Origin of the sequence: Streptomyces sp. NPDC058371, from assembly GCF_042723265.1 — a bacterium.
Lineage (GTDB): Bacteria > Actinomycetota > Actinomycetes > Streptomycetales > Streptomycetaceae > Streptomyces.
In genome coordinates, this window is sequence record NZ_JBHXJC010000001.1 from 1314290 (window position 1) to 1340767 (window position 26478).

19 protein-coding genes, 2 pseudogenes and 1 riboswitch are annotated in these 26478 nt (G+C 68.7%); of the genes and pseudogenes, 14 read left to right on the forward strand and 7 right to left on the reverse strand.

The genetic code is table 11. The features are described 5' to 3' along the window. Positions 1 to 543: 543 nt before the first annotated feature. Entirely contained in the window at positions 544 to 2766 is a 2223-nt protein-coding gene (gene katG, locus ACFWM2_RS05725; RefSeq protein ID WP_383273338.1) for a catalase/peroxidase HPI, read from the forward strand. A gap of 152 nt (positions 2767 to 2918) precedes the next feature. Here the strand turns inward: katG and ACFWM2_RS05730 are convergent, their stop codons facing one another. Together ACFWM2_RS05730 and ACFWM2_RS05735 are read right to left on the reverse strand one after the other, a co-directional pair. Beyond that, positions 2919 to 3146 (reverse strand): hypothetical protein, encoded by a 228-nt coding sequence (locus ACFWM2_RS05730; protein WP_383273340.1) that lies wholly within the window; start codon positions 3144 to 3146, stop codon positions 2919 to 2921. Positions 3147 to 3351: 205 nt separating this feature from the next. Further along, positions 3352 to 4464 (reverse strand): ABC transporter substrate-binding protein, encoded by a 1113-nt coding sequence (locus ACFWM2_RS05735; RefSeq protein WP_383273342.1) that lies wholly within the window; start codon positions 4462 to 4464, stop codon positions 3352 to 3354. Positions 4465 to 4987: 523 nt separating this feature from the next. Here ACFWM2_RS05735 and ACFWM2_RS05740 point away from each other — a divergent pair. From ACFWM2_RS05740 to ACFWM2_RS05770, 7 genes are all read left to right on the forward strand, one after another. After that, entirely contained in the window at positions 4988 to 6658 is a 1671-nt protein-coding gene (locus ACFWM2_RS05740; protein WP_383273344.1) for a discoidin domain-containing protein, read from the forward strand. 967 nt (positions 6659 to 7625) lie between these two features. Beyond that, complete coding sequence (locus tag ACFWM2_RS05745) at positions 7626 to 8036, forward strand: hypothetical protein (protein ID WP_383273346.1); 411 nt, start codon at positions 7626 to 7628, stop codon at positions 8034 to 8036. Next, positions 8033 to 8962, forward strand: a complete 930-nt coding sequence (locus ACFWM2_RS05750; protein ID WP_383273348.1) for a class 1 isoprenoid biosynthesis enzyme — start codon at positions 8033 to 8035, stop codon at positions 8960 to 8962. The genes ACFWM2_RS05745 and ACFWM2_RS05750 overlap by 4 nt, the downstream gene beginning before the upstream one ends. After that, on the forward strand, positions 8922 to 11225 hold the full coding sequence (locus ACFWM2_RS05755) for a PEP/pyruvate-binding domain-containing protein (protein WP_383273350.1): 2304 nt from the start codon (positions 8922 to 8924) through the stop codon (positions 11223 to 11225). Before ACFWM2_RS05750 ends, ACFWM2_RS05755 begins: the two co-directional genes overlap by 41 nt. 29 nt (positions 11226 to 11254) lie before the next feature. Further along, positions 11255 to 12133: a UbiA family prenyltransferase gene (locus tag ACFWM2_RS05760; protein WP_383273352.1), complete on the forward strand. Its 879-nt coding sequence runs from the start codon at positions 11255 to 11257 to the stop codon at positions 12131 to 12133. A 19-nt stretch (positions 12134 to 12152) separates the two neighbouring features. Then, the gene (locus tag ACFWM2_RS05765) at positions 12153 to 12785 is read left to right on the forward strand and encodes a glycerol-3-phosphate acyltransferase (RefSeq protein WP_383273354.1); all 633 of its coding nucleotides are present in this window, start codon (positions 12153 to 12155) and stop codon (positions 12783 to 12785) included. Beyond that, entirely contained in the window at positions 12782 to 13903 is a 1122-nt protein-coding gene (locus tag ACFWM2_RS05770) for a polyprenyl synthetase family protein (protein WP_383273356.1), read from the forward strand. Before ACFWM2_RS05765 ends, ACFWM2_RS05770 begins: the two co-directional genes overlap by 4 nt. Positions 13904 to 13916: 13 nt before the next feature. Here ACFWM2_RS05770 and ACFWM2_RS05775 read toward each other — a convergent pair. Further along, a pseudogene (locus ACFWM2_RS05775) lies at positions 13917 to 14426 on the reverse strand (glycerol-3-phosphate acyltransferase); the annotation flags it as partial. Between the two features lie 341 nt (positions 14427 to 14767). Here ACFWM2_RS05775 and ACFWM2_RS05780 point away from each other — a divergent pair. Next, positions 14768 to 17080, forward strand: coding sequence for a hypothetical protein (locus ACFWM2_RS05780; protein ID WP_383273358.1), 2313 nt, complete (start codon positions 14768 to 14770; stop codon positions 17078 to 17080). Positions 17081 to 17248: 168 nt separating this feature from the next. Here ACFWM2_RS05780 and ACFWM2_RS05785 read toward each other — a convergent pair whose 3' ends face one another. The 3 genes from ACFWM2_RS05785 to ACFWM2_RS05795 are packed head-to-tail and all read right to left on the reverse strand — an operon-like array spanning position 17249 to position 20085. Further along, on the reverse strand, positions 17249 to 18265 hold the full coding sequence (locus ACFWM2_RS05785) for an ABC transporter substrate-binding protein (RefSeq protein ID WP_383273360.1): 1017 nt from the start codon (positions 18263 to 18265) through the stop codon (positions 17249 to 17251). An 8-nt stretch (positions 18266 to 18273) separates the two neighbouring features. Next, positions 18274 to 19041 (reverse strand): ABC transporter ATP-binding protein, encoded by a 768-nt coding sequence (locus ACFWM2_RS05790; RefSeq protein WP_383273362.1) that lies wholly within the window; start codon positions 19039 to 19041, stop codon positions 18274 to 18276. Positions 19042 to 19071: 30 nt separating this feature from the next. Beyond that, on the reverse strand, positions 19072 to 20085 hold the full coding sequence (locus tag ACFWM2_RS05795; protein WP_383274204.1) for a FecCD family ABC transporter permease: 1014 nt from the start codon (positions 20083 to 20085) through the stop codon (positions 19072 to 19074). A 223-nt stretch (positions 20086 to 20308) separates the two neighbouring features. After that, a riboswitch (cobalamin riboswitch) is annotated at positions 20309 to 20390 on the reverse strand. A 142-nt stretch (positions 20391 to 20532) separates the two neighbouring features. Between ACFWM2_RS05795 and ACFWM2_RS05800 the strand changes: the two genes are divergently transcribed. The 5 genes and pseudogenes from ACFWM2_RS05800 to ACFWM2_RS05820 all read left to right on the forward strand — a co-directional run bounded on the left by ACFWM2_RS05800 (position 20533) and on the right by ACFWM2_RS05820 (position 25019). Further along, entirely contained in the window at positions 20533 to 21348 is an 816-nt protein-coding gene (locus ACFWM2_RS05800; protein ID WP_383273364.1) for an SDR family NAD(P)-dependent oxidoreductase, read from the forward strand. A 169-nt stretch (positions 21349 to 21517) separates the two neighbouring features. Further along, a complete protein-coding gene (locus ACFWM2_RS05805; protein ID WP_383273366.1) occupies positions 21518 to 22165 on the forward strand; it encodes a tetratricopeptide repeat protein in 648 nt (215 codons plus the stop codon). 120 nt (positions 22166 to 22285) lie between these two features. Further along, positions 22286 to 22696, forward strand: a pseudogene (locus ACFWM2_RS05810) (Lrp/AsnC family transcriptional regulator); the annotation flags it as partial. A 94-nt stretch (positions 22697 to 22790) separates the two neighbouring features. Continuing rightward, entirely contained in the window at positions 22791 to 23981 is a 1191-nt protein-coding gene (locus tag ACFWM2_RS05815; protein ID WP_383273368.1) for an MFS transporter, read from the forward strand. Between the two features lie 180 nt (positions 23982 to 24161). Continuing rightward, positions 24162 to 25019: a hypothetical protein gene (locus tag ACFWM2_RS05820; protein ID WP_383273370.1), complete on the forward strand. Its 858-nt coding sequence runs from the start codon at positions 24162 to 24164 to the stop codon at positions 25017 to 25019. Between the two features lie 54 nt (positions 25020 to 25073). On the opposite strand, the gene ACFWM2_RS05825 is transcribed toward ACFWM2_RS05820, so the two are convergent. Next, positions 25074 to 26294, reverse strand: coding sequence for a M48 family metallopeptidase (locus ACFWM2_RS05825; protein ID WP_383273372.1), 1221 nt, complete (start codon positions 26292 to 26294; stop codon positions 25074 to 25076). Between the last annotated feature and the right edge of the window lie 184 nt (positions 26295 to 26478).

Sequence of the window (26478 nt, forward strand, 5' to 3'; positions counted from 1 at the left end):
TCAAGTGGGTGGGAACGCGAAGTTTACCGGGAGAACATCCGGGTTCTGATTGGATATGGGTTTGGCGCTCTTCTTGACTTGGACTCTGTCCATCGTAGGATCGAGTTCGGCGCAAGCCAAGGGACAGGAAGACCCCAGTACGGCAGGAGACACAGACGTTATGGGACCACCGACGCGGAACTGCGCGGGGCCGGCCTGCGGATGACGGCCACCCACGCAGTGCCGCTCGAGACCGTCCGGGACCGTTACCGCCCGGGCGTCGAGGCGAGGGCCTCACGTCACCCGCGCGGCCCGCTGCTCGTTCCTGGCGGCGCGTCTCGTACGCAGTACCGCACCGGGCGTCGACCCCGCCCGGTGCCCGAGACACGTCGTGTCATCGCCCGCGTCTCCCGCGCGGTCGGCGAGGCCCATTGCCCGACCGCGTCCGGTGGCCACGGCCCCTGGACAGACGAGGCCGAGGTCGTCAACCGGGGCCCGCGTCCCACCTGTTCCACCACTCGCAGTTCCTGAGCACCGAGAATCGCCCCGTCCGGAAGGATTCCCATGTCCGAGAACCACGACGCAATCGTCACAGACCCGAAGACGGAGGGCGGAGGTGGCTGCCCGGTCGCGCACGAACGCGCCCCCCACCCGACGCAGGGCGGCGGCAACCGCCAGTGGTGGCCGGAGCGGCTCAACCTGAAGATCCTCGCCAAGAACCCCGCCGTGGCCAACCCCCTCGGCGAGCAGTTCGACTACGCCGAGGCCTTCAAGGGCCTTGACCTTCCGGCCGTGAAACAGGACATCGCGGAGGTGCTGACGACCTCCCAGGAATGGTGGCCCGCCGACTTCGGTCACTACGGCCCGTTCATCATCCGGATGGCCTGGCACAGCGCGGGCACCTACCGCATCAGCGACGGCCGCGGCGGCGCCGGCGCCGGCCAGCAGCGCTTCGCCCCGCTCAACAGCTGGCCGGACAACGCCAACCTCGACAAGGCCCGCCGTCTGCTGTGGCCGGTGAAGAAGAAGTACGGCCAGAGCCTCTCGTGGGCCGACCTCATGATCCTCGCCGGTAACGTCGCCCTGGAGTCGATGGGCTTCGAGACCTTCGGTTACGGCGGCGGCCGCGCCGACGTCTGGGAGCCCGACGAGGACATCTACTGGGGTCCCGAGACCACCTGGCTCGACGACCAGCGTTACACCGGTGACCGCGAGCTGGAAAGCCCCCTCGGCGCGGTCCAGATGGGCCTCATCTACGTCAACCCGGAGGGCCCGAACGGCAACCCGGACCCGCTGGCTGCGGCTCGCGACATCCGCGAGACGTTCCGCAGGATGGCGATGAACGACGAGGAGACGGTCGCCCTGGTCGCGGGCGGTCACACCTTCGGCAAGACCCACGGCGCGGGCCCGGCGGACAGCGTCGGCGACGACCCCGAGGCCGCCTCGCTCGAGGAGCAGGGCCTGGGCTGGAACAACACCTTCGGCACCGGCAAGGGGGGCGACACGATCACCAGTGGTCTCGAAGGCACGTGGACGAACACCCCGGTGACGTGGGACAACAGCTTCTTCGAGATCCTGTTCGGCTACGAGTGGGAGCTGTTCAAGAGCCCCGCCGGCGCGCACCAGTGGCGGCCGAAGGCCGGCGCCGGAGCGGGCACCGTGCCCGACGCCCATGACGCGTCGAAGAGCCACGCCCCGACGATGCTGACGACCGACCTCGCGCTCCGCATCGACCCGGCCTACGAGCAGATCTCGCGGCGCTTCCTCGAGAACCCGGCCGAGTTCGCCGACGCCTTCGCCCGGGCCTGGTTCAAGCTGACCCACCGCGACATGGGCCCGATCGTGCGCTACCTCGGCCCCGAGGTTCCCAGCGAGACGCTGATCTGGCAGGACCCGCTGCCGGAGTCGACGCACGAGCTCGTGGACGCCGGGGACATCGCCGCACTCAAGGGCCAGATCCTCGCCTCGGGCCTGTCGGTCTCCCAGCTGGTGTCCACCGCGTGGGCGTCGGCCTCGTCCTTCCGCGGCAGCGACAAGCGCGGCGGCGCCAACGGTGCGCGCATCCGCCTCCAGCCGCAGAGCGGGTGGGAGGTCAACGACCCCGACGAGCTGGCGTCGGTGCTGCGCACCCTGGAGGGCGTCCAGGAGTCCTTCAACTCCGGTGGCAAGCGGGTCTCGCTCGCCGACCTGATCGTGCTCGCGGGTGCCGTGGGTGTCGAGAAGGCCGCGAAGGACGCCGGCTTCGACGTCGAGGTCCCCTTCACACCGGGCCGCGTGGACGCGTCGCAGGAGCAGACCGACGTGGAGTCGTTCGTCGCGCTGGAGCCGACGGCCGACGGGTTCCGCAACTACCTGGGCAAGGGCAACCGGCTGCCGGCCGAGTACCTGCTGCTCGACCGTGCCAACCTGCTCAACCTGAGCGCGCCCGAGCTGACGGTCCTCGTCGGTGGCCTGCGCGTCCTGGGTGCCAACCACCAGCAGTCGCAGCACGGCGTGCTGACCACGGCTCCCGGGACTCTGACCAACGACTTCTTCGTCAACCTGCTCGACCTGGGTACGAAGTGGAAGGCGACGTCCGAGGACCAGAACACCTTCGAGGGCCGTGACACCGCCACCGGCGAGGTCAAGTGGACCGGCACCCGTGCCGACCTCGTCTTCGGATCGAACTCCGAGCTGCGCGCCCTCGCCGAGGTGTACGCGAGCGACGACGCCAAGGCGAAGTTCGTCAAGGACTTCGTCGCGGCCTGGGACAAGGTCATGAACCTGGACCGGTTCGACCTCGTCTGATGCGGCGGACGTCCCGGTCGACCCGCGAGGGTCGGCCGGGACGTTTCTGTTTCACAGGGGGCCTGTTGTGCGCCGGTGAACCCGTAGCGGAACCAACCGAGTTGGAGTTGTCCGCCCACTGCCCTGTGCGGAACAGCGCCCGCTGAGGGCGGTCAGAACAGACCGTGCTGGCCCTCGACATCGTCCGGCTTGGGGGCCGGGCGGCGACGCGGCGCAGCCGGCCGGGGATTTTCACCGAACAGAGCCGGGGTGCCGCAGGCGTCGGGTGTGGCGAGGATCCGCCTTGGCCCGGCGGATACGGCCAGCGTGTTGGGTGCGGCCGAGTCGAACTCGGCCAGTGACATCGCTGTCCACTGCGGCCGGCTGCTGTTCTCGTTCATCTCCTACTTCTGCCCCACTCAGGTCCGATACATAACAGACGCCGCCTCGGGGAGCTGGGACGAGTCCGTGTGCGCGATCCCGTCGAGCAGTCGCGCTTCTGAACCGGTCGGTGCCCCCGCCGCGAAGCTGCGGGCCCCTATTGCACGTAGACACGTGGACAGCCTCGACTTCGGACAGATCTCGGCAGTCGGACGTCCGTGCTACTCAGCCGGCGTGAAGGATCCGAAAGCGATCGGGTTCCGCCGGGTCTCGATCAACGACTTGGACGGGCGTCCAGGTCCATTGCCAGACGCTGATGCCTGGCGTGCGGGAGAACTGGATCTGCCCGCGGGTGCCTTCGACTGCGACGCGCGGCCACGATGCGGCGGTGCGCGCTCGGTCCGTGCCGTGAGAACGCAGTACATCGGCGAGGACGGCGACGGTGTCGTATCCCTCGAAGGCGACGAAGGAGGGCGCTTCGGCCAGCCGCTCGCGCAGGGCCGTCTCGACTCGTGCACCGAGTGGGCTGAGGCGCTCGGGCAGGTAGCGCAAGAACGGGATCGCGGCGCCGTCCTCGCCCAGCAGCGTCGCCCATTCGGCGAACTCCGGTTGCCCGGCCGGTGCGCCGATCATGATGTCGGCGAGGCGCTGGTCGCGGCGGACGGATTTGACGATCGACACTGCCGGTTCCGGGTGGCCGACCAGCAGGAGGAGGGCTGTCGCGCGATGGTCGACGAGTGCGTCGCACACCGCCGCGGGGGCGAGTGCGCGCATGTCGAGTTCGATGACGGTGCCGCCGCGCGGAGCGAAATACTCCCGCAGAATGCGGGCACCGGATGCCCAGTAGACACTCGGGTCGACCGCTACGGCGATTCGGCTGTGGCCCGCGCTGAGCAGGAAGTCTGCGTAGATCCGCCAGCCGTGGGACTGCGCCGGGGCGAGGCGCGCCACCCATTCCGTCGGCTGTTCGGTGAGTGCGTCGAGCACCGCTGACGAGCAGAGGAACGGCAGGCCGAGGGCGTCGGCCCGGGTGGCGGCGGCGCGAGCGACGACGCTGTGATATTCGCCCGCCAAGGCAGCCACGCCCAGCCGAGCCAGCTCGTCCACGGCCGCCGCGGCCCTCTGCGGATCAGCAGCGGTGTCTCGGACCACCAGCTCGAGCGGTCTTCCGACGATCCCGCCGGCGTCGTTGACTTCGCGAACGCCAAGCTCAAGTCCGGCGAGCAGGTGGTGGCCTGCCTCGACCCAGCCGGGCCGAGTCAGCGGAACGAGAGCGCCGATCCGGACGGACGATCCGTCGGTCCGCTCCGCTCCAGCTGACGATGGCGGCGTATTCATGTGTTGGCGTCTCCCGTGCGACGACTCGGTTGTGCATGGCCCGCACCGCAGAGTGGCGAGACCCGGTGGTACGCGTTCGACTCATCTCGCCGTGGCGGGCGCACCTGGGTGATCATGCCGGACATTGCATCCACCACCATCGCCGACGGGCAACCGACTTTCTGTTCGGCGAGCCGGCGGGCGCCGTGGGTCAGTGCTGGGAGACCGGGCCTGGCACCCGCCCAGGCCTGTGAACGTTGTCCAGTCCCTTGACATGGACCCGACCGAAGGAACACGCTCCCGAGAGCGCTCTCACGTCCACCCGCAGGGTCGCCGCCTGACGGAGCATCGGCATGTGGTCGCCCCTCGCCCCCCACGAGGGGAAGGAGTACGGATGTCCATCAACGGCATGCGCGTGCACTTATTCAGGCGTCGAAGAGGCAGGCGTCGTACGGGAGTTGGCCTGCTCGCGGCGGTATCGGCCGTTGCGACGGTCGCGTTGGCCGGTGCGCCGGCCGCTCAGGGAGCGACCGCGCAGGCCCCGGTGAAGGCTGTCGCGGCGCAGTCCGCCGCCGCAGCCGCCCCCACGGCCGTACCGACCGCTCCCGCCGGTTTCAGCACGACCTGGAGCGACGACTTCTCCGGCGCCGCCAACACCGGTCTGGACACCGGGACATGGCGCTACGACGTGGGCGAGGGCTGGACCTTCGGCACCGGTGAAGTCGAGACGATGACCGACAGCACCGCCAACGTCTACCAGGACGGCAACGGCCATCTGGTGCTCAAGGCCCTGCACTCGGGCTCCGACCCGGTCGCCGGCTGGACGTCGGGCCGGGTCGAGACACAGGCCGACGGCTTCGGCGCGCTGCCCGGCGGCGTCGTACGGATGCAGGCCTCCATCCAGCAGCCGAACGTCAACACGTCGAACGGGCTCGGATACTGGCCCGCGTTCTGGATGCTGGGCGCTCCGCTGCGGGTCGGCAAGGTCTGGCCCGGCTCCGGCGAGATCGACATCATGGAGGACATCAACGGCCGCAGCTCGACGTTCGGCACCCTGCACTGCGGGACCGCTCCAGGCGGGCCGTGCAACGAGAACACCGGCGTCGGCAGCGGCGAACGCGCCTGCTCCGGCTGCCAGACCGGGTATCACACCTACGCGGTGGAGCTCGACCGCTCGACCTCTCCCGAGCAGATCCGCTGGTACCTCGACGGCACCCTGTCCTACACGCTCAGCGCCAACCAGGTCGACGCCACCGCCTGGTCCAACGCGGTCGATCACAGCTTCTTCATCATCTTCGACCTGGCCATCGGCGGCGCTTTCCCGGCCGCGTACGGCGGCGGCCCCACCGCGGCCACCGTGTCCGGCGGTTCGCTGAACATCGACTACGTCGCCGTCTACAACAAGCCGCCGCCCGGCACCACGGGCACCAACATCGCCCAGGGCAAGCCCACGACGGCCTCGTCGGCGGAGAGCGCCTCGTTCCCGGCGTCCAACGCCACCGACGGCAACATCACCACCCGCTGGTCGAGCGCCTTCAGCGACCCGCAGTGGCTGCAGGTCGACCTCGGCACCACCTACAACCTCACCCACGCGTCGGTGATTTGGGAGGCGGCCGCCGCATCGGCCTACCAGCTACAGACCTCCGCGAACGGCAGTACGTGGACAACCGTCTACACCAACAACAACAGTCCACAGGACATCCAGGACACCGCCCTCTCGGCCTCGGCCAGATACGTCCGGGTCTACGTCACCGGCAGGGTCTCGACCTACGGAGCCTCGCTCTACGAGTTGAGACTCTACGGTTCGACCGGTTCCGGCGGGAACCCCGCGACGCTCCTGTCGCAGGGCAAGACGGCCACCGCCTCGTCCTCGGAGAACACCAGCTTCACCGCTCCGATGGCGGTCGACGGCAACACCGGCACGCGCTGGTCCAGCGCGTTCAGTGATCCGCAGTGGCTGCAGGTGGACCTGGGCGCCACCCACGCCATCAGCTCGGTGGGGCTCAACTGGGAGGGCGCCTACGGCACGGCGTACCAGATCCAGACGTCTGCCAACGGGACGACCTGGACCACCATCTATACGACCACGGCCGGCAGCGGTGGCAACCAGACACTGAACGTCACCGGTTCCGGGCGGTACGTGCGGTTGTACGGCACCGCGCGCTCGACCCAGTACGGCTATTCGCTCTGGGAGTTCCAGGTCTTCGGTACCTGATCGCACCCACTCGGTAGCTCTCGTCCCTTGGCCGCCCTGGTGCGCAGTCGGCGCACCGGGGCGGCCGCTCGTTGAGCGCGCCTTTGCCATGCGCTGCCCAGGTGAACAGGCAGCCCTCCAATTGCCGCACCGTCGGAAGATCCGCGGGCAACGAGCCCGCTCCGGCCCACGGCCACGGCTGAGATCGCGGAAGCACGGCTGCCGACCACTACTTATTCTCTCGGGGCTGCCGTGGGTCAAAGTTCCTCTCATGAGCCCCACCTGACCGGCTGTCACCATCCGTCACATCCCGGGGGCGTCTCCGCACGCCTGTGATCAGGCCGGACACCTGAAATGGGCAGCCGGAGGATCCGGCGGGCCAGAATAAAGGACCGGCGTTAGAACGTCAGTCCAGAACGAACAATCCATTGACCGCAGCTCAAGAGGGCGAGACCTTTCCAGGGAGCAGATGCTGCGCCCGGCCATGCGTCGGGTGGCTGACGCATCCGATGTGAGGGGGATCAGGCGAAGGCCTCACCTATGCCTCGCCGCCACAGCGATGCGCCCCGGCCCGAAGCTTCGGGCGGTGACGGAGATCGCCAACGTCCTCACCGGGTTCGCCTGTTGGCGACACGGCTGACACGGCCACTGCCGCACCTGCTTTTCGTTGGAATTGAGGGGGTGTTCGGTCATACCCGATAACGTTCTCCATTACGTAAATTCGCCCGGGTATGCGGACGATTTTCGGGCTGTCCGCGATATTTGGACATCGCCTCGAATGCTGGGGGGCGCGGGAATATTCATATTCGCCACATATGCCACTCTTCCGTCGCTGACCAGCGTGGGATCGGTTGACGCGAGCGGGGAAGCGCTGATGTTACGAAGAGCCGTCGGTGAGGGGCGGGAGAAAAGGACTCTGATACGCCTTCTCGGCATCGGTGATGACGCCGAACTGGCTGGCGGCCTCGCGAACCCCACGGTCCGTCGGATGCTGGCCGAACTCGGTGACCGCCATCGCAGTCTGCGCGGTATGAGAGCCGAGTACCTGGACTTCTTCGCCGGCGTGATCGCCCTCTCATGCATACGAATGAACGCCGTTCTGGGAACGGGGCTCGAAACCCGTGAGTGCCGCCGCTACTGGAGATACATGCGTCACTCTCTGGCCCTGCTCGGGGCTGAACTGGGTGACCAGGCGGAAGTTTCCGATTCGTGCGCGCATTTCGTCTCGTGTCACACCGGGGCCGGTCCGCGGACCAAGACCTACCTCGCGCAGCTGTTTGACGCCTATCCGGAACACATGTTGGCCTGTTCGAAAGCCTTGTTCCCGGAGACCAGGCGGGTCGTCGCCCATACTCTGGGCCTGGGCCCGGCGCTCCCTTCCGGATGGTCCGCCGCATGACGGCGCTACCACGAACGGGCGGCCGGACGCGTACGGCGCTCCGGCTGCTTCCCCTCTACGGGCGGCACCTGGCGTTCCATCCGTACCGGACGGGGCTCCCGCACCTTCCGGGCGGGAGAGCGCGCGAGATCGGCGCGTACGACGTTTTTCTCCATCTCCTGCTGTCGGGCTTCGCGGAGATCACGGGCCGGTCCGTCCGGCAAGGAACGGCGCAGTTGCTCATCCTGCTCAACCGCATCGCCTTCTTGATGGATGACGAATTCGAGCGTCGCGTCCGCAGGGAATCCGTGATCTTCGATGACCTCGCGGCGACGAAGGGCCTCAGCCGCGCGATCTCGGATATGCGAAAGCATCTGGACGCAACCTGCGATCCGGCGCGTAGTGACGGGATCCGGCAGGCCCTTCGCGCCACCGTCGAGACCGAATACCGCGGCTACGCCACGGCGGTCGAAAGCCGGCGGGCCGTGCCATCGGTCAGCGATCTGCTCCAGGACGCGTCCGTTGACTGCGGCGCCGTGATGCGACAGATGGCCCAGGTTGCCGCCTTGTACCAGGGGTTCGCCGCACCGCAGGCCGCTCTGGACGATTTCTATGCGCTCGGCCTCGCCTGCAGGTTCGCGGACGACTTGAGGGACTGGCACTGCGACAGGGAGACAGGAGCCGGAAACGTTCTCCTCTCGATTCTCACCCAGCACCCCGAGGAGGAACGGCGACTCACGGATGCGCACAGGTCAGGAACCCGGATGAACGAGAAGCAATGGCATCGGCTGTGCTCAGCGGGGTTCGGTGAGTTCACGGATCTGTACAGCGAGCATTACGCGCGAATACGCGCGAAAAGCCTGCGGATCGCCGCCGACTTGATGATGGAGACGGGACGGATCGGTCATGTTCCGAAGACCGGTCAACGAACTGCCGCACGGTCCTAGAGGGGGTTGCGTGGAGAGGCATTCGGCTGCGTTACCGGTGACCGTGGCGCTCACCGACGACCTGGCGACCGATCCCACGGTCAGCGGGCGTAAAGCGGCTACTCTGGCACGCTTGCTGAAGGCGGGCTTCCCCTGCGCCGGCGGCATGGTCATACCGGTCCGGTTGCACGAACACTTCCTGGCTCGGGACCCGGACGTGTCCGAACGGGACGACATACCGCCGCACCTCGAACGTGCCCTGGACGAGATCACGGACGTCTACCGGTCGGATCAGCTCGCCGTTCGGTCCTCGGGCGTCGCGGAGGACACGTCGGAAGCGTCCTGCGCCGGCCTCTACGCGAGCGTGCTGGACGTGCACGGCGTCGACGCACTGAGAACCGCCGTGCTGCAGTGCTGGCGCTCGGCCGCCACCATGGCCTGCTCGCAGAGCGGGGGCGCCGCCGATGTCCCGGCCATGGCCGTCCTCGTACAGCGCTTGCTCGCACCCGACGCGGCGGGCGCTGCGTTCGCCACCGACCCGATGGGCGGTGTCACCGATGCCGTGTCCATCTCCGCGGTGCGCGGGCGGGCGGACAGACTGATGCAGGGCGAGACGGGCGCCGACGAGTGGACCGTGACGTCCACCGCCGCCACCTGTATCCGGAGCCCGTACGACGCGATCACGAGTGACCAGGCCGTTGCGATCGCCGACCTGACCCGACGGGTGTCGACTCATCTGTCGTGTCCCGCCGAGGTCGAGTGGGCCCTGCTGGGCGGCGAGATCACCTTGCTGCAGGCCCGGCCGATGACCGCTGTCCCCGACCGGGAGCTCGTGTGGCCGAGGCCGGCACGCGGCGAGTGGCGGAGGGACATCCGCCTGGGCGAATGGCTGCCGGAACCGGTTACCCCGCTGTTCGCGACCTGGTTCCTGCCGACGATCGACCGCCGGTTCCGACGGGCACAGTGGCAACGCAGTGGAGTTCTGGTGTCAAAACCGTCCTACCAGCTCATCCATGGCTGGTACTACCACTCCCCGTTGGGCGACCGCCGCTCCTCCGTGCTCCTCCGCGGAATGCTGGCACGTCCCGGCTTCGCCTGCGCCATGCTGGCGGGCCGACGCCGGCCGTCGATCACGAACAGCTTCGTGGTGGACAAGGAGATCGCCGCCCTCGAGAAGTACACGTCGGGTATCGACGGTGCACTCCTCGCCACCGTCGACAAGGGCCTCGACTCGTTGTCCGAAGGGGCGTTGGTCGCATTCGTCAGTCACCTGGTCGACTTGGTCAGCGACTACGTCTGGCCGATGTTGCTCGTCGGCGGCGCAGCATGGCGGGCGGAACACGCGTTGGCCCGCTACTACCGGAGGATGCTTCTCCCCGACCTGGGACTGCCGCATCACGGCTTGTTGACGGCCCGGCAGCAGGCCGACGACATCGCTTCCCACGCAGTCTCCACTCTCGACTGGTGCCGCCCGACCCTCGGTGAAGTGTGGGACGGACCTCGCCCGGAGCCACAGCCCGATCCGCGCCCCGACGAGGCGGGCCGGCTCGAGGAGCTGTGCCTTTCGGCTCTCGCCCGACGGAAAGTGGACTCGGCACGGTTCACTCGCCTGTTGACGCTGACCCGGCAGAGCGCCCGTCTTCGGCGGCAGTACACGATGAACCTGACCCGGCCATGGCCGGCCTTCCGGCAGGCGTTGTATCGACTGGGTGCCGCGCTCACGGACAGGGGAGTGATCGGCCAACCGGAGGACGTGTACTTCCTGACCCACGGGGAGCTGCTCGAGTCATTGTCGGAACACCGTCCCACCCGGAGACACAGTCAGGTCTCCGCGAGAACGCAGGAGTGGAAACACCGGTGCACCCTCCGGCCGCCGCTGGCGCTCGGTACCCCGGCGTGCTTGTTGCCGCTCCTGCTCACCCGCCCCGCTGCGGAGGCCGCCGGGCGACATCCTGACGGTGCGTTGGTCGGGGTGGGGGTGAGCCCGGGGAGGGCAACCGGCCGGGTGCGTCTCGTCGATCACCTGTCGCGGGCGGAAGTGACAGTCGGCGAGGTTCTTGTCGTCCGTTCATTCGTCCCGGCACTGGCTCCGATGATCAGAAATGCAGGGGCGGTCGCAGCCGATATGGGCAGTGTGGCCGCGCACATGTCGGTCATCGCACGGGAGTGCGGCGTACCGGCCGTCGTTGCCCTGCATTCGATCACCGGAGCAGTCCGAGACGGCGACCTCATCACAGTGGACGGCACAACGGGCCACGTCTTTCCGAACGGACGAGCGCTGTAGCACAGCGGACCAGGAACGGAACTTCCTTCATGTTGGACAGCGCTTCGCCGTACGGCACAGGTTCGCGGATCGTGGCCACCTGCACGGTCGTGCGGCCGATCACGTGCTTGCTGGCCGCCCTGTCCGCCGCGTGCGGTGGCTTCCTGGCGTCGGACCTGTCCCGTCTCGCATCGGTGCGAGGTGTGCTGTCGATGCTGTGCATGGCGGGGTTGATGGGTGTGGCGAACGCCGTGAACGACATCGTCGACCTCCCCGCCGACCGCATCAGCAAGCCTCAACGCCCCATCGCTTCGGGGCGGGTGCCCGTATATACCGCCTGGTCCGTTGTCACGGCGCTGGCGATTCTCACCCTGGCGACTGCCGCCGCGCTGGGCCTCGCGGAGACACTCCTCGCCTCGGCGCTGCTGTTCCTGGCCTTCGCCTATTCCTACCGTTTCAAAGACACCGTGTTCGTCGGCAATGTCACTGTGGGCATTGTCTGTTGCGGCACCCTGGTATTCGGTTCGTTGACATCCGGACGGCTGACGCCGAGTTCAGGTGTCGCCGCAGCGGTCATCCTGCTGTTCGTGGTCGCCTATGAGATCGTCAAGACCCTGCAGGATCGCGAGGCGGACAGCGCAGCCGGCTTGCGCACACTCGCCACCGCATACGAACCCGGTGTGAGTGTCGCCGCCTTTACGGCCGTGGCCGCGGTCCTCTGCGTCACCGCACTCGGGGTGGGGTCGCCGTTCAGCTCGGAGCCGGTGCCCTGTCTCGTCCTGCTTCTTCTCTTCCTGATCGCGCCTGTGGGCCTGTGTGCCCACATCCTCCGGACATGGCCGGACCGGGCAGGCTCTACGGCACGATCACTGCTCATCCTGCGGTTGGCCTGGTTTCCGGGGCTGCTGTCTCTCACATTGTTGAAATGAGGCTTGTGGTGGGTGCCAGATGAATACCAGTCAACTCGTGCCGGGGACAGGGCTTGTCCTCGTGAGCTACTTCATCGGATGTATCTCGCCCAGCTACTACGCAACGAAGATTCGCATAGCTCAGGACATTCGTGACGTCGGTAGCGGGAACGCCGGCGCACAGAACGTCGGCAAGGTCCTCGGCCGTCACTGGTTCGTGATCATCCTGCTGCTCGACATGATGAAGGGGTACGCCGTCGTCTCCGGGGGCGTCGCCCTCGGCGTGGGAGACGTCGCCCTCACCCTCGCGATCGTGGCGGTCGTCTCCGGGCACATCTGGCCGGTGCAATTGGGCTTCCGCGGCGGGATGGGCATCGCCACGTCGCTCGGCGCCGTCCTCGCGTTCCATTGGCTCGTCATGGCCGGCATCGTGGCGGTCTTCGCCGTGACCTACTTCCCGCAGGTGTGGACAGGGCGGAGAGTGGCACGCAAGGCTGCGGCAGCCAGCGCGGTCGCCTCCATCAACCTGACCGCACTGTCGCTGGTCCTGCTGAAGCAGCCGTTGATGAGCTGGCTCTCACTGATCATTCTCGGTTTCGTCCACTACGCGGGGTACCGGTCACGGTTGGCCAGGGGCTGGCCGCGACCGGTCCAGAACAAGGCGGCGGCATGAGTGGCCTGCACGACCATTTCGCGGATGAACTCAGCGGTATCGGTGACCAGATGCGCGCCGGCTTCGAGTTCTGGCCCTGGGAGCACCGTGACCGAATGCGACTCCTGGTGGAACGGCAACTGGACCGGAAGGGCAAACGGCTCCGCTCGGTGTTCGCGCTGTTGTGCAGCGAACTCCTGGGAGGCGACACGAGGCGAGTGCAGCCATTGGCGGCTGCTGTCGAGCTGTACCATTCCGCGTCGCTGGTCCTGGACGACGTCCAGGACAACTCGACGTTCCGCGGCCGCGATCAGGCCGTCTACGTCAGCGAGAACGTGAGCAACGCGATCAATCTGGCGTGCATCGTGCGATCCTTCTCGCACTTTCCGATCCACTGCTCCGATCTCACGCCGGCCGAGAAGGACGGCGTGCGCCGCCAGTTGGACATGATGGCGACACTGGTGCCGCTCGGGCAGAGCATGGACATCGGCTGGCATCAGGGTTGGTACGACTTCACATCCGTTCCCTACCAAGAGACGATGCGATTGAAGACCGGCGCGCCTTTTGCGTGCGTAGCCTCCGGGGCCGCGGTGACCTGCGACGTGGAGAGCGAAATCCAAGAGCGAATGAAAAGCCTCGGCTACCGGGTCGGTGTTCTCTATCAACTGGTCGACGACTACAACGACATGTTCGTCAACGACCAGGGTGCCGTGCCCGCTGACCTCAGTGAGGGAAAGTTCACCCGGCCAGTTGAAATCCTCATCAAACTGCTGTGCGCGGACGGTCGAGAGGAACTCGCAGGACGTGTTGCCTCCCGGCTCAGGAACCCGGACGGTGTTGGCGGTGTGGAGTGGATCCTGGACCTCATGCTGGCCCATTCCGTCGCCCCCATCCTCGATGAGGAGATCTTTCTCGGCGCAGCCGACCTCGAACGGGACGTCGCGGCCCTGGCGTTCGGCGGCAGCGCGGCGGCAGACCGTATGGTGCAGTTCATTTACTCGCTTGCCGGAATGACGGGCAAGCAGCTCCAACAAGGGGCAGTCCCGGCCGGTCGTAGACCAGACGCTCCACATAACGAGCCAACGGCAGACTTCTCCGGACCTCCAGGCCGTTCCCGAGAATCCTCTTGGCCCACATAGGCACGAGGACGGCGACGGCAGCCAGGGGCAGAGCGGCACGGCGCTCCCGGGAGAGCAAGGCAACGGGTAGCAGCAGCAGTTGGGAAGCGAAGGAGCCCAACCCGGTCTCCCGGCAGAGGTAACCGACGGCCGGGCCGCCCAGGATCACCGCGGCTCCCCGCCAGTTGACGCCGAGCAGTGCGCCGGTCGCCGGCGTGATTCCGCGGCCGCCCGCTCCTCGCAGGAAGGGCGACCAGTTGTGTCCCGCGACAACCAGCCCGGCATTCAGGGCAACTGTGGGCCGGTGCTGACCGGCCAGCGTGACGGCGGCGTATCCCTTCGCCACGTCCAGTGCCGATGTGACCAGGAACGGTGCCAGTCCGGCCACGCGGTACACCCCGGTCGCCGACACGGATTCCGGATGGGCCACGCGCAGGTCCACCCCGCCGGTGAGCTTCGCGACGAGGTGCGCGGAGGGCAGCGCTCCTATGAGATACGAACACCCGGCCCGGCACAGCTCCCTGCCGACCGCCGCGACCCGCATCGCCTCACCTCGAGTTCGGGAATCCCGCTCCGCACTCCGACGCACGACAGCCAACTACAGTGGCACGACTTGCGCCACGGTGCCTGACATACCCGATGCAGGACACACGCCTGACGCAAGGCGAGCCGGTGCCATCGAAAATGAGGAATCCTCGTCAGTGGACCAATTCACAGTGCACCGCGAGGACTTATCAGTCGGCCACGACAGCGGTACCCTTCAACTGAAATCAGCAATCGCACCGTCTGGCGCGGCTCGCCTGAATTTCGTACGGGGGTCTGATGGCCAGATTACGCATCTTGGCTTGGCCTCTTGTTGTCCTGTTCCTTGGATACGGAGCGCTATTGGCCTTCTGGTCAAGGGGCACGTACACGTCTGCCATCCCCGGCCTGTTCGATTTCCGCAGTGCGACGTGGGGTGACGGTCTTCTCCTGCCGTTGTTGGCGCTTTGTCTGCGCGTCTCGACGCGGCGGCTGGCCGCGCAGTACACGCCGTCCCACCGGTGGCGCGCCGTCGTCATCGGTGCCCTCATGGGAGTTGCGGTGGGCGCCGCGGTGATCGTGGCATGGGCGCGGGACGAGCATCCGGTGGTGAACTGGACGATCCCGAGAGCCGGAGAGTTGACCGCCGCCGGCATCTGGCACGCGGCGTTCCTGGTGTCCGCGTGTGGCTGCTTCGCCGGGCTGGGCACTGACGTGGTGAAGCATCTGCGCGTCGCCGACGCGGCGGTCGTCCAGAAGACGTTGACGTCGTCGTGGGCGTGCGTGGCATTCGCGTGCATGGCAGGCTACGCGTGGCTGGCCGTCGCGGACGCGGAACGTGCGGACGCCACCGTCGGCGGGAGGGCCTCCCTGGTCGCCGTGACCATCGGCGCGGTCCTGGTGGCAGCGGCATTGGTGCGACTGCGGGTATGGCGTCATCTCGCGTACCTCAGCACCCTCGCCGTCTCCTCGGTGCTGACGCTGTTCACCGTGGTCTTCGTCGACGCACACCCAGACATGAACAGCCTTGCCTACGCCTCCCTGACCAGCGTGACGGCATCCGGCCTCGGGCTGGCGGCGACGACGAGAGAGGGCAGCCCTCTGTCGGTGGTGGAAGCACTGGGGGCTTGCGGTCTGTTCGGCACCGTTACGGTGTATGCCTCCACCTCACGCCCGGACCACCTCGGGATCACCTTGGCGTTACCGCTCCTGGCTGTTGCCGGTGCAGTGTCCTTGCGCTGGCTGAGAGGCCGCCTCCACATGCCCGGGCAGTCTCCCATCACCGGAGAGTACGGAGTGTCGGCCGGCATGTCGGCTTGCCTCCTGGTCGCCTCCCTGTTTGCGACGACCCTTGTCGGAAGGAAGGACGAGTACATCACCGGCGGCTTCATCCTCACCATCGCCGGTGCGGTTCTGGGCGGCGTCCTCTTCCAGTACTTCAAAGCCGACTACGTCGATCTCATGGCCATGGAGGGAGATGCGGCGCGCCGTTCGCCCGACGGCCGTCCCAGCAGGGCGCAGCGACGGGCGGCCACCAGGGTGTGGACACGGATGGCGAGCTACAGCGTCGCGGCCTTCTCAGCCATCCTGACGCTCACGATCGCCCTGGCCCCGTCCCTGAAGTGGAGCCCCGGTTCGGCGCAGGTCCCCTGGGAGATCCTGCTGTGCGTGGGCGGAGTCACTGCGGCCTTGGTGCCGGCCACAGGGAGAACTGTCGTCATCGCCTGGGCCACGGCAGACGTGTCCGTCCCCTCCGCTCCCGAGCGCTCTGCATGGCCGGCGTGGATCTGCGCCGGTGGTGCGACGGTCATCTCCATCGTCCTGCTCGTGGTGCTGGTGCGCGACGGTGCGCTGAACATCCTGGCGCTCCTCCAGGCTCTCGTGATGATGTTGTTCGCCTCGGAGGGCATCGCGGGCAACGGGGTGTGGCTGCACGCCAAGCGGCTGACGAAGACGTCGACGGCGACCCTTGTCTCCGTCGCCGTCGCGACGGGGCTCATCACCTACTGGTCCATGTCCAGTCTCGTCCGGCCCGAGGGGCGGTCGGCCAACGTCGGCTGGTCACTGCTCGCCTGGGCCTGCTGTGCGCTGGCAGTCCTCCTGCTCATGGTCACCGCGACCGCGACGGTCTACCGAGCCGGTGGTCGTCGCTACCGGACGGACTACCCACCCGTCAAAGGCGTGATGCAGGACGCCTTCCTCCTCACCATCCTCTGGATGGTTCTGGGCTGGCTGCCGCAAACCGTGCTGGCACATGTGCCTGCGTCGGTCGACGAACGGTGGGCCGCGATCGGAACCCTCCTGGCCGGGTTCATGCTCACGTTCTGTCCACCATTCCTGTGGACGCTCGAAAACAACGACACCCATGTCTGCCGACAGCGGGAGGTTCGCCACGCTACGGCGCCCACCCACGGGCCCTTCTTCGAAGAGTCCTCCTCGCATCGGATCAGCGCGCTGCCCGATCGCATCGCCCGCTACTCGCATGTCGTCGCGGCCGAGGAAGGAGAGGATACGGAGGAGCTGTCTGCCGGCGACTTCATGGACAGACTCAGCGGCCACACAGCGGTGCAGAACGCACTGGCCCTCGTCCTCGTCGTCATTTCCGTGGTCGGCGCAGTCGGCGTGTTGTCCGCCTTCTCCGGCCCGGGCGAACCACCAGCACCACCGCCGTCCTGAGCCACCGGAACCTCCTGTGCCCGGGCGGACTCGGCAGCGACGCTCCGCGCGCCATCAGGGACACCGCCGGACCACCGCACTCGGTGCACGAGGCGTAACGCGCGGCGGTCACGGCAGCGGCCCGCACCAGCGGTGCATGTCACCTCGAGGGCAACGGTCCCGCGCCCGTCACCCCTTGCCCCCGCCGCCGGCGGCCACCGTCCGCAGGTACGCGCCCAGGCGGGCGATGGCCGACGGGTTGCGGGGACTCTCGACCAGGTCGGCGTAGTCGAGGGTGAAGATCCGCCGGTGCTTGACGGCGGAGACGTTGCGCAGCGGAGCGTAGGAGAGGAGGAACTTCTTCTTCTGCTCGGCGCTGACGTCCCCGTAGTCGCAGATCACGATGACGTCCGGGTCCCGCTCGACGACGCTCTCCCAGCCGACGGTCGTCCACGAGTCGGCGACATCGTGCATGAGGTTGGTGCCGCCGGCCTCGGTGATGATCTGCTCGGGCGCCGCGTAGCGACCGGAAGTAAAGGGCTGGTCCTGGCCACTGTCGTACAGGAAGACGGTCGGCCGGTCCTCGCCGCGGGGCGCCTTCGCGCGCACGCCGGCGATCTGCTTCTTGAAATCGGCGATCAGCGCGGCCGCGCGCTGTTCGACGCCGAACAGTTTCCCGAGGTTGGTGAGGTCGGCGTACAGGGCGTCCAGCGGCGGCATGATGCCCCGCGAGGTCTTCGTGCGGCCGTTGCGGCAGGACTCGGTGAGGACGTACGAGGGGATGCCGAGCTTCTTCAGGGCGTCGGGAGTGAAGCCGCTGTCGTCGCGGAATCCGTAGTTCCAGCCGGCGAAGACGAGGTCGGCACGGGCGTCGAGGACGTTCTCCCTGGTGAGTTGGTCCTTCGACAGCCACTTCACCTTGTTGTAGCCGTCCTTCCAGGGCACGCCGCTCAGATCGCCCTTGTCGTCCGGCATCGCGAACCCGGCCATGCGGTCCTCGAGTCCGAGCGCGAACATCAGCTCGGTGATGCCGACGTCGTTGGTGACCACGCGTCGCGGGACTTTGTCGTAGGTGACCTTGTGGTCGCAGTTGCTGAGGGTGATCGCGGAGGATTTCGAGTCCGCCGGCGGCTCGACGGTGGCCCCGCAACCGGTGGCCGTGACGGTCGTGGCGAGGCAGAGGGCTGCGGTGAGCAGCTTGCGCATGGGAGTCCTTAGGCGGAGGGCGGGAGTCGGTCGAAGAGGATGTGGAGGGCGCCGGTCTCCGGATGCCGTACGGGATGCGCGCGGACCCCGAACACCTCGGCGAGCAGGCCCGACCGGAGGACGTCGTGCGGTGGCCCCGAGGCCACGATCCGGCCGTCCGCGATCACGTACAGGACGTCGCAGTGGGCGGCGGCCAGATTGAGGTCGTGCAGAGCGGCCAGCACGGTCAGACCGCTCTCGCGGACCAGGGACAGCACGTCCAACTGGTGCGCGATGTCGAGGTGGTTGGTGGGTTCGTCGAGCACGAGCACCCGGGGCTGCTGGGCGAGCGCACGGGCGACGAGCACCCGCTGCTTCTCGCCGCCGGACAGGGCCAGGAACCCCCGGTCGGCGAGGTGGCCGACACCGGTTCGGGCCATGGCCTGTGCGCAGATCGCGCGGTCCGCCGCGGCGGTCCGGTCGCGGTGGGGCAGGCGTCCCATGGCGACCACCTCGGCGACGGTGAAGTCGAACTCGGCCGACGACTCCTGCGGCAGCGCGGCCAGTACGCGAGCCGCCGCCCTGGCCGGCATGGTGTGCACGTCCTGTCCGTCGAGCCGCACCACACCGCCGGCCGGGCGCAGCGCCCGGTACACCGTGCGCAGCAGCGTCGACTTGCCGCTTCCGTTGGGTCCGACGAGACCGACGAAGGCTCCGCTGTCCGCCGTGAGCCGGATGTCGTCGACGAGCCGGGCCCCGCCGGCCTCGACCGTGATGCCCTCCAGATCAAGCCGCACGACTGCCGTCCTTTCCGTCCCCGGCCGTCATCAGTGGCCGCCGAACGCGTAGCCGCCGCGCCGCATGAGCAGCAGGAAGGCCGGCACTCCGACGACCGCGGTGATCACCCCGACGGGCAGTTCGGCGGGCGCGAGCAGCAGCCGGGAGAGCAGGTCCGCCCACACGAGCAGGACGGCACCCGCGAGGGGAGCGACAGCGAGCACCCGCCGGTGATCGGCGCCGACCAGCATGCGCACGACATGCGGCACCATCAGCCCGACGAACCCGATGGCCCCGCTGACCGCGACCACCGTCCCGGTCACGGCGGCGGTGACGAGGAACAGCTCCCGGCGCAGCCGGCTCGGCGGGACGCCGAGCGCCGCGGAGGTCTCGTCCCCCATGGCAAGGGCGTTGAGCGCCTCGGCCCGCAGGCGCAGCCACACCCACCCGGCCGCCACCGTGGCCGCCGCGAGCGGCACCTGCGCCCAGGTCGCGCCCCCCAGACTCCCCAGCAGCCACATCATCGCCGACCTCGCGGCCTCACCCCGTGCGGCCCCGAACACCATGACGGTGGTGACGGCCTCGAAGCCGTACGCCAGCGCCGTCCCGGTCAGGATCAGCCGCAGTGGAGTGAGCCCGTGCGGTGAGCGGGCCACGGCGTACACCAGCGCCATCGCGACGAGCGCGGACGCGAACGCCGACACCGACAGGGCCCACACCCCCAGCCCCGCGAACGCGCCGAGGAGGATCACCGCGTTGGCGCCCACCGCGGCGCCCGAGGAGATGCCCAGCACGAAGGGGTCGGCGAGCGCGTTGCGGACCATGGCCTGCACCGCCACGCCGACGGCCGCGAGTCCCGCCCCGACGACGGCGCCGAGCACGACACGCGGCAGCCGGATCTCCCAGACGATGGTGTACGAGGCGACATCACGGGTGTGCACGGTCCCGCCGGTGAACCCGGCCCACAGGAACCGCAGGACGTCCCCCGGCCCGATCCCCGCGGCTCCCAGGCCCACGCCGCACAGAAGTGACAGGAACAGCACGAGCAACAGCCCGAGGACCAGGGGAAGGAGAGGTGTCCGGGAGGTCCCGGACGGTGTCGAACTCCTGGCTCGACCGGGACTCTGGCCCGGGCTTCGGGTCGGACTTCGGCGCACGGTCAGGGCAGTCCTTGGCCTGGGGCCGCCTGATGAACGTCGAGCGAGGAGACAGCCCGTACGGCGGAACGGCCGCGCGGTCCCCTCTCGCAGTCCACGGCGAGCAGTCAACGGGTCGCAGGCCACCTACGGGTAATCGGACTCGCGCGGTGGACCCCTGGTCCCCACGCACACCGTTGCGGGTCAGCGCCGGAATCTCACCGGACTTCCCCCGCGGGAGGCTCCGGGAGCCTAACAAACGCGCCGGCACGCCCCTGACCTTGGGGCAGCACCGCCCGTGGTGGAGCCCGCCGCGTCTTCCGCCAGGATTATGATCATGCGACCGATTCGTGACGGACAGGAGGTCCAACGCCCATGACGGACAAGCGCGTTGTCATTGTTTCCGGTGGAGGTACGGGCATCGGTGCGGCCACCGCACGGGTGCTCCGGGCGGCCGGGCACGACGTCGTCATCTCCGGACGACGGCCGGAACCGCTGCACCGGGTCGCCGAGGAGACCGGCGCGCTGCCCTGCCCGGCGGACACCACCGACGCGGACGCCGTCCGTCACCTCGTCGACGTCGCGGTGGAGCGCTACGGCCGGCTCGACGGCCTGGTCCTCAACGCGGGAATCGGGCGCAGTGGTGCCGTGGGTGAACTGTCCGACGAGGACTGGGACTTGGTGCTGCGGACAAATCTCACCGGGCCCTTCCTGCTGATGCGGGCGGCCCTGCCGCACCTCCTGGAGGCCGGCGGCTCGGTCGTCGCGGTCGCCTCGGTCGCCGCACTCCGCAACGGAGTGGCCAACGCCGCGTACGCCACGTCCAAGGCGGCGCTGCTCCAGCTGTGCAGTTCGCTGGCCGTCGACTACGGGCCGCAGGGTCTGCGGGCCAACACCGTGTGCCCCAGCTGGGTGCGCACGGAGATGGCGGACGGCCGTATGGCCCGGTTCGCCGAGGAGGCGGGGCTGGCGGGCGGGGCCGAGGCGGCCTACCAAGAGGCGACCCGGCTGCTCCCGGCGCGCCGTCCCGGCGAGCCCTCGGAGGTTGCCGAGGCCATCGCCTGGCTGCTGTCGCCGGCGGCCTCGTTCGTCAACGGCGCGGCGCTGACCGTGGACGGAGGTGTGACGGCACTGGACCCGGGGACCCTTCCGTTCAACTTCCGGATCACCCCGCGCGACGGCGTGCGCTGACCCGGCGGAGGCTTCTGTGGAAGCCGGCGAGCTCGGCGCCCAGGGTTCGGGGCACTCCCCGAGGTCGCGGGCGTGGGGGCGTTCGAGGGCCGCCATGCGAATTGCCGAGTCCACCGGGAGCGCGGAGATAACCTCAGCACGCGAATCGTCCGACGGGGAGGGGCAGGACATGCCGGGGCAGGACTGGATAGACCGTGCGGGAGAGTTGTTCGAGGCGGCGATGTTCGGCGGGGACACGTCCGCGCTGGAGCGGTCCGACGACGCGCTGGACGCGATCGAGGCGCCACTCGCCATGGCACGGGGAAAGATATTGCACGTCCGCTTCCTGAACGACCGGGAAGAGAACAGCCAGGAGCTGGCGCTGTTCGAGCGCGCGGCCGAGTTGTACCAGCGTCTCGGGGACGCGTCGGGTGAGGCGGACGCCCTGTTCTGGGTCGGCTGCTGGCATCAGGTGGTGAAGAGTGACGGCGCCACCGGCAGGCCGTACTTCGAGCGGTCGTACGCGCTGGCGAAGTCCGTTGGCGACCGGATGACGATGTCCTACGCGATACGCCATCTCGGCTTTGCCGACAAGGACGCGGGCCGATTCGAGCCGGCCCGCGAGCGGTTGACCGAATCGGTGACGCTGCGCCGGGAAATCGGCTTCAGGCCCGGTGAAGCGGCCGGCCTGGTGGCGCTGGCCTACCTCTCGGCCGAGACCGGCGACCGATCGGCGGCGCTCGACCACCTCGATGAGGCCGAATCGGTCGCCGAGGAGTGCGGCGCCAAGGCCGTGTCGGCGTGGATCGTGCAGGCCCGCACGTTCATCCGCCCCTGAGGCCTGTGGACCATGCCGGTCACAGCCACTCGGTGAGGACTGCCACCGGCACGGTCGCCTCGTGGCGGACGGCAAGCTCGTCGTACCGCGGCGGCCGGCCCGGGAGCCCAGTTCTGGCGGCTGGCGGCAGGGGCAGCGCACGAGCGCGTACGCAAACTGCGCGAGCAGGGGGTCATCCGGTCCACGACCGTCGACGTCGACCCCATGGCGCTCGACCGCGGGGTCCTCGCCTTCGTACTGGTCGACTCGACGGCCTGGATGGGCGACCGGGCCGAGGACTTCGCCGCGGTGCCGGAGATCCAGGAGGCGCACGTCATCGCGGGCAGCGCGGCCGTCCTGGTGAAGGTGCGCACCGCGACCACCGGGCGGCTCCAGGACGTGCTGCGCCGCCTGTACGCGATCGACGGCGTGAGCGGGACGCAGGCAACGGTCGTACTGGAGACCTTCTTCGAAAGGCCGCTGGACGCCGGTTGGGCAGGCCACCCTCAGGGACGGCGGACGCGTCCGTTCCGTGCGCTCCGGGTCGAGTGAGCCGGTTCCGTGCGGCCGTTCGGCTCTGCCGTACCGGTGGCGCGCCGGGCATGGCGCACGCTGGGGGCGTCGCGCGGCGCTTACGGTCGGCGGCATGGACGGTGATCGCCGAGGGTGGCTCCAGTGTTTGCTCTGCGGGGCGGTGTTCGCCGTGTGCATGGCCGGCACCACACTGCCGACCCCTCTCTATGGCTTGTATCAGGAGAAGTTCGGCTTCTCCGAGCTGACGGTGACGGTCGTGTACGCCGTGTACGCCTTCGGGGTCATCGGCATGCTGCTGCTGGCGGGCAACGCGTCGGACGCCGTGGGCCGTCGGCCGGTGCTGTTCGCGGGCCTCGGATTCGCGGCGCTCAGCGCCGTCTGCTTCCTGTGTGCCACCGGGCTGGGCTGGCTGTATGCGGGGCGGCTGCTGTCGGGACTGTCCGCGGGCCTGTTCACCGGGGCCGCCACGGCGTACGTGATGGATCTGGCCCCGCGCGGCGGCTCGTCCCGGGCCACGTTCGTGGCGACGGCCACCAATATGGGCGGGCTCGGCTGCGGCCCGCTGCTCGCCGGCCTGCTCGCGCAGTACGCCGCCTGGCCGCTGCACCTGCCGTTCATCGTGCACCTCGTCCTGCTGGCCGGCTCGGTTGCCGTCCTGCTGCGCCTGCCGGAGACCGTGGCGGAGCGGCGGCCGCTGAGCACCGTACGGCCGCAGCGGCCCGGACTGCCCAGGCAGGTACGGGCCGTGTTCGCGCCCGCGGCGATCGCCTCGTTCGTGGGGTTCGCCATGTTCGGCGTGTTCACGGCCGTCAGCCCGACGTTCCTCGAGGAGTCCCTGAACGTGGACAACCACGCCGTGAGCGGGCTGGTGGTCGCGCTCGGTTTCTTCGCCTCGACCGCCGGGCAATGGGCGGCCGGCCGCGTCGGGCCGGAGCGGTCACTGCCGCTGGGGTGCGCCGCGCTCTTCGCCGGACTGGTGCTGCTCGCGGGCGCGCTGCGCTGGGACCTGCTGGTGCTGGTGATCCTCAGCGCGATCGTCGCCGGTGTCGGACAGGGGCTGGCGTTCCGCGGGGCGCTGTCCGCGGTGGCCGCCGCGTCCCCCGCCCACGGGCGCGCGGCGGTGATCTCGACGCTCTTCGTGGTGGCGTACGCGGGAATCTCGGTGCCGGTGATCGGTGTGGGCGTTCTGGCGCGTCCGCTCGGCCTGGAGGGCGCAGGGCTGACGTTCATCGCGTGCATGGCCGTCCTGGTCACGTCCGCGGGCGTCTACCTGGTCCGGCGGCCGGTGGGGGCGAGCACCTAGGACGGATGTACGTCGGTCGGCAGCCTCGGCGGCCCGCAGGCGTCTCGTTCTGCTCGCCTGCAACCAATACACTGCGGCGGCGCGTCCGTTCCACAGAATGACATCGGGGGAGAGACCGAGATGAGTGCCTGGAATCCGCAGGGGCCGCCGCAGCCGCCGCACCACCCTCACGGTAACCCTGTGCCGCCGCAGCCGTATCCGTACAACGTTCCTCCTCAACAGGGTGGCTACCCGCCGCAGGCTCCCTACCCCTACCAGCCGGGGTATCCGCAGCCGGTGCCACGCCGCGTCGGACTGTTCCGCCGGCTGTGGCGTTCCGTCGGCCCGACCGCCACCGCCCGCAAGGTGTTCAGGCCCTCCCGGCCGGGCCGGGTGGAGGACGAGGTGGTCGCCCGGATCCAGAAGATCCGGACGTACGTGGGCCTGGGCGCGATCGCCTGGGTGACGTTCTCCTACAAGCTGGTCGACTCCGCGAGCGACGTCGCCAGCGACCGACTCAACGACTCATGGATCAACGTCCTCGTCCTCTCCGTGACGTTCCCGGTCATCATCGGTGTGCTCGTCGCACTGGCGCGTCCGCCGGCCCGGCAGCAACTGCTGCGGCGTGCGGCCAAGCCGTTCGGCTCCGTGGTGGCGATCATCGGCGGTGTCGCCGTGTTCCCCGCCGCCATCATCAGCGGCCTCATCGACGGACGGCTCGCCACCAATCCCGCGATGTCCGTGGTCACTTGGCTGATCACGGTGTTGATCCTCGTGTGGGTCCTGCCGTTCATCCTCTACGGGATGGGGCTGTCCCTGGTCCACGTGTTCCGTACCGTGGACATCCACGAAACCGTGCCGCCCCTGCTCACGATGACACTGGTGTGGGAGATGGCAATCATCGGTCTGTTCACCGGCGCCTACGGAAACCTGCCGGGTGTCGTCCGCGTCGTCTTCATCCTCGGAGCTCCCCTGTCGGTCACCGCGGTGGCGCTGTGGGAACTGCGCCGACTGCGCGTGAACTACGGCCTCACACTGCGCGGCGCGCTGATGCGCTGACCCGTGCCGGGCGCCGCTCGCTCTCGACGTCCCGGCCTCGGCTGCGCTCCGCCGTCAGCCGGCGTAGTCCCGGATGACCTGGTGAGCCACGCGTTTGCGGGGAGCGGCCAGCTCCGCGGCGACTTCGGTGAGAGCATTGTCGTCGAAGCGGACCAGCGCGGGCCGATGCTTGCCCTCGCTCACGCATTGGCGCCGCGCGTGGGTCGGCGGATGGGTCGCATCCACGCTGTGTCCGCGCGCGGTGCTCGCCCGTCGCAGCCGTTCGTATTCACGCTCCGGTACGGATCCGACGTGGTCGGCGAGACGCTCCCACAGGCCCTGCCCCGCGTCACTGCGTGACCTCCCGCCGATGCCCGTCTGAGCCAGCACCGATTCCCGGCGCAGTTCCATGTCGACCGAGTCGAGGAGGAGGAGCCGGTCCAGCAGTTCGGTGGCTGCCTCGGTGGAACCGACCCGGGCGGCCGCGCGGTCGGCGAGATACTCAGCCCGCTGCGATGCCTGCATGGTCAGGCGGTCGAGCAGCATCAACACGCCGTGGGCGAGGGCTCGGGGGAGGAGCAGCAGCACGTTGGCGAGGCGCTCCAGGAATGTGGGTGACTGTGCGGGCGCCAGCACGTAGCACCACAGGGCGAGCGAACGCAGGGCACTGCCGACGATCTTCGCGTGACGCAGGTCCCCATGGGCGTAGTGGCCGAGTTCATGACCCAGGAGTGCCACGCGCTGCTGGGGCGTGAGGACTTCCCACAGTGCCAGGCCCAGGTACAGCACCCGCCGCTGGCGGACCCCCACCAGACCCACGCTCGCGTTGGACTCCGGTCCGATCACCACCGCATGCACTCCTGTCGTGCCGACAGCCGCCGCGACCTCGTCGACCAGCGCGAACAGCCGTGGTGCATCGGTCTTGTGCAGGACGGGCGCGTTGTCCGGCAGGGAGGCGAACCGTGGCCGCAGGGCGATGGCGAGGAGGATCAGCACGACACCGATCACGGGCTGACTCACCGTGCTCCAGCCCAGTACCACCAGCAGCGCTCCACCCACCGCGAGCGCCACCGTCGAACCGTGCACCGCCAAGGCGAGCGTGTGCGCGAGGACGCTGGACGCGTCGCGCCGCGGCGGGGCCGCTTCGTCCTTCGTCATCTCCGCGAGCAGCTGCTGCCCGTGCCGACGGGCCAAACGCCGGCGCAGAGCGTCGATCCTTCCGGGTTCCGGCTCCGCCGTCCCGGGATCGACGTTCCAGCCGCACTCGGCGCACCAAGCGCCGAAACGCGGATCCACCGGTACGTCCTCACGGCAGTCCGGACACGTCTGTGCCCGGCCCGCAGAAATCTGCGACCCCATATCCCCTGTCCCCACCCCTGTAGATCCTCAGCAACAGCCCACCGATCGCGCCGGCAGGGCGGGAGGGGACGTGCCTGCGCAGCGTAAGGGACAGCGGGCTCGAACGCCACGTCCAATGCTC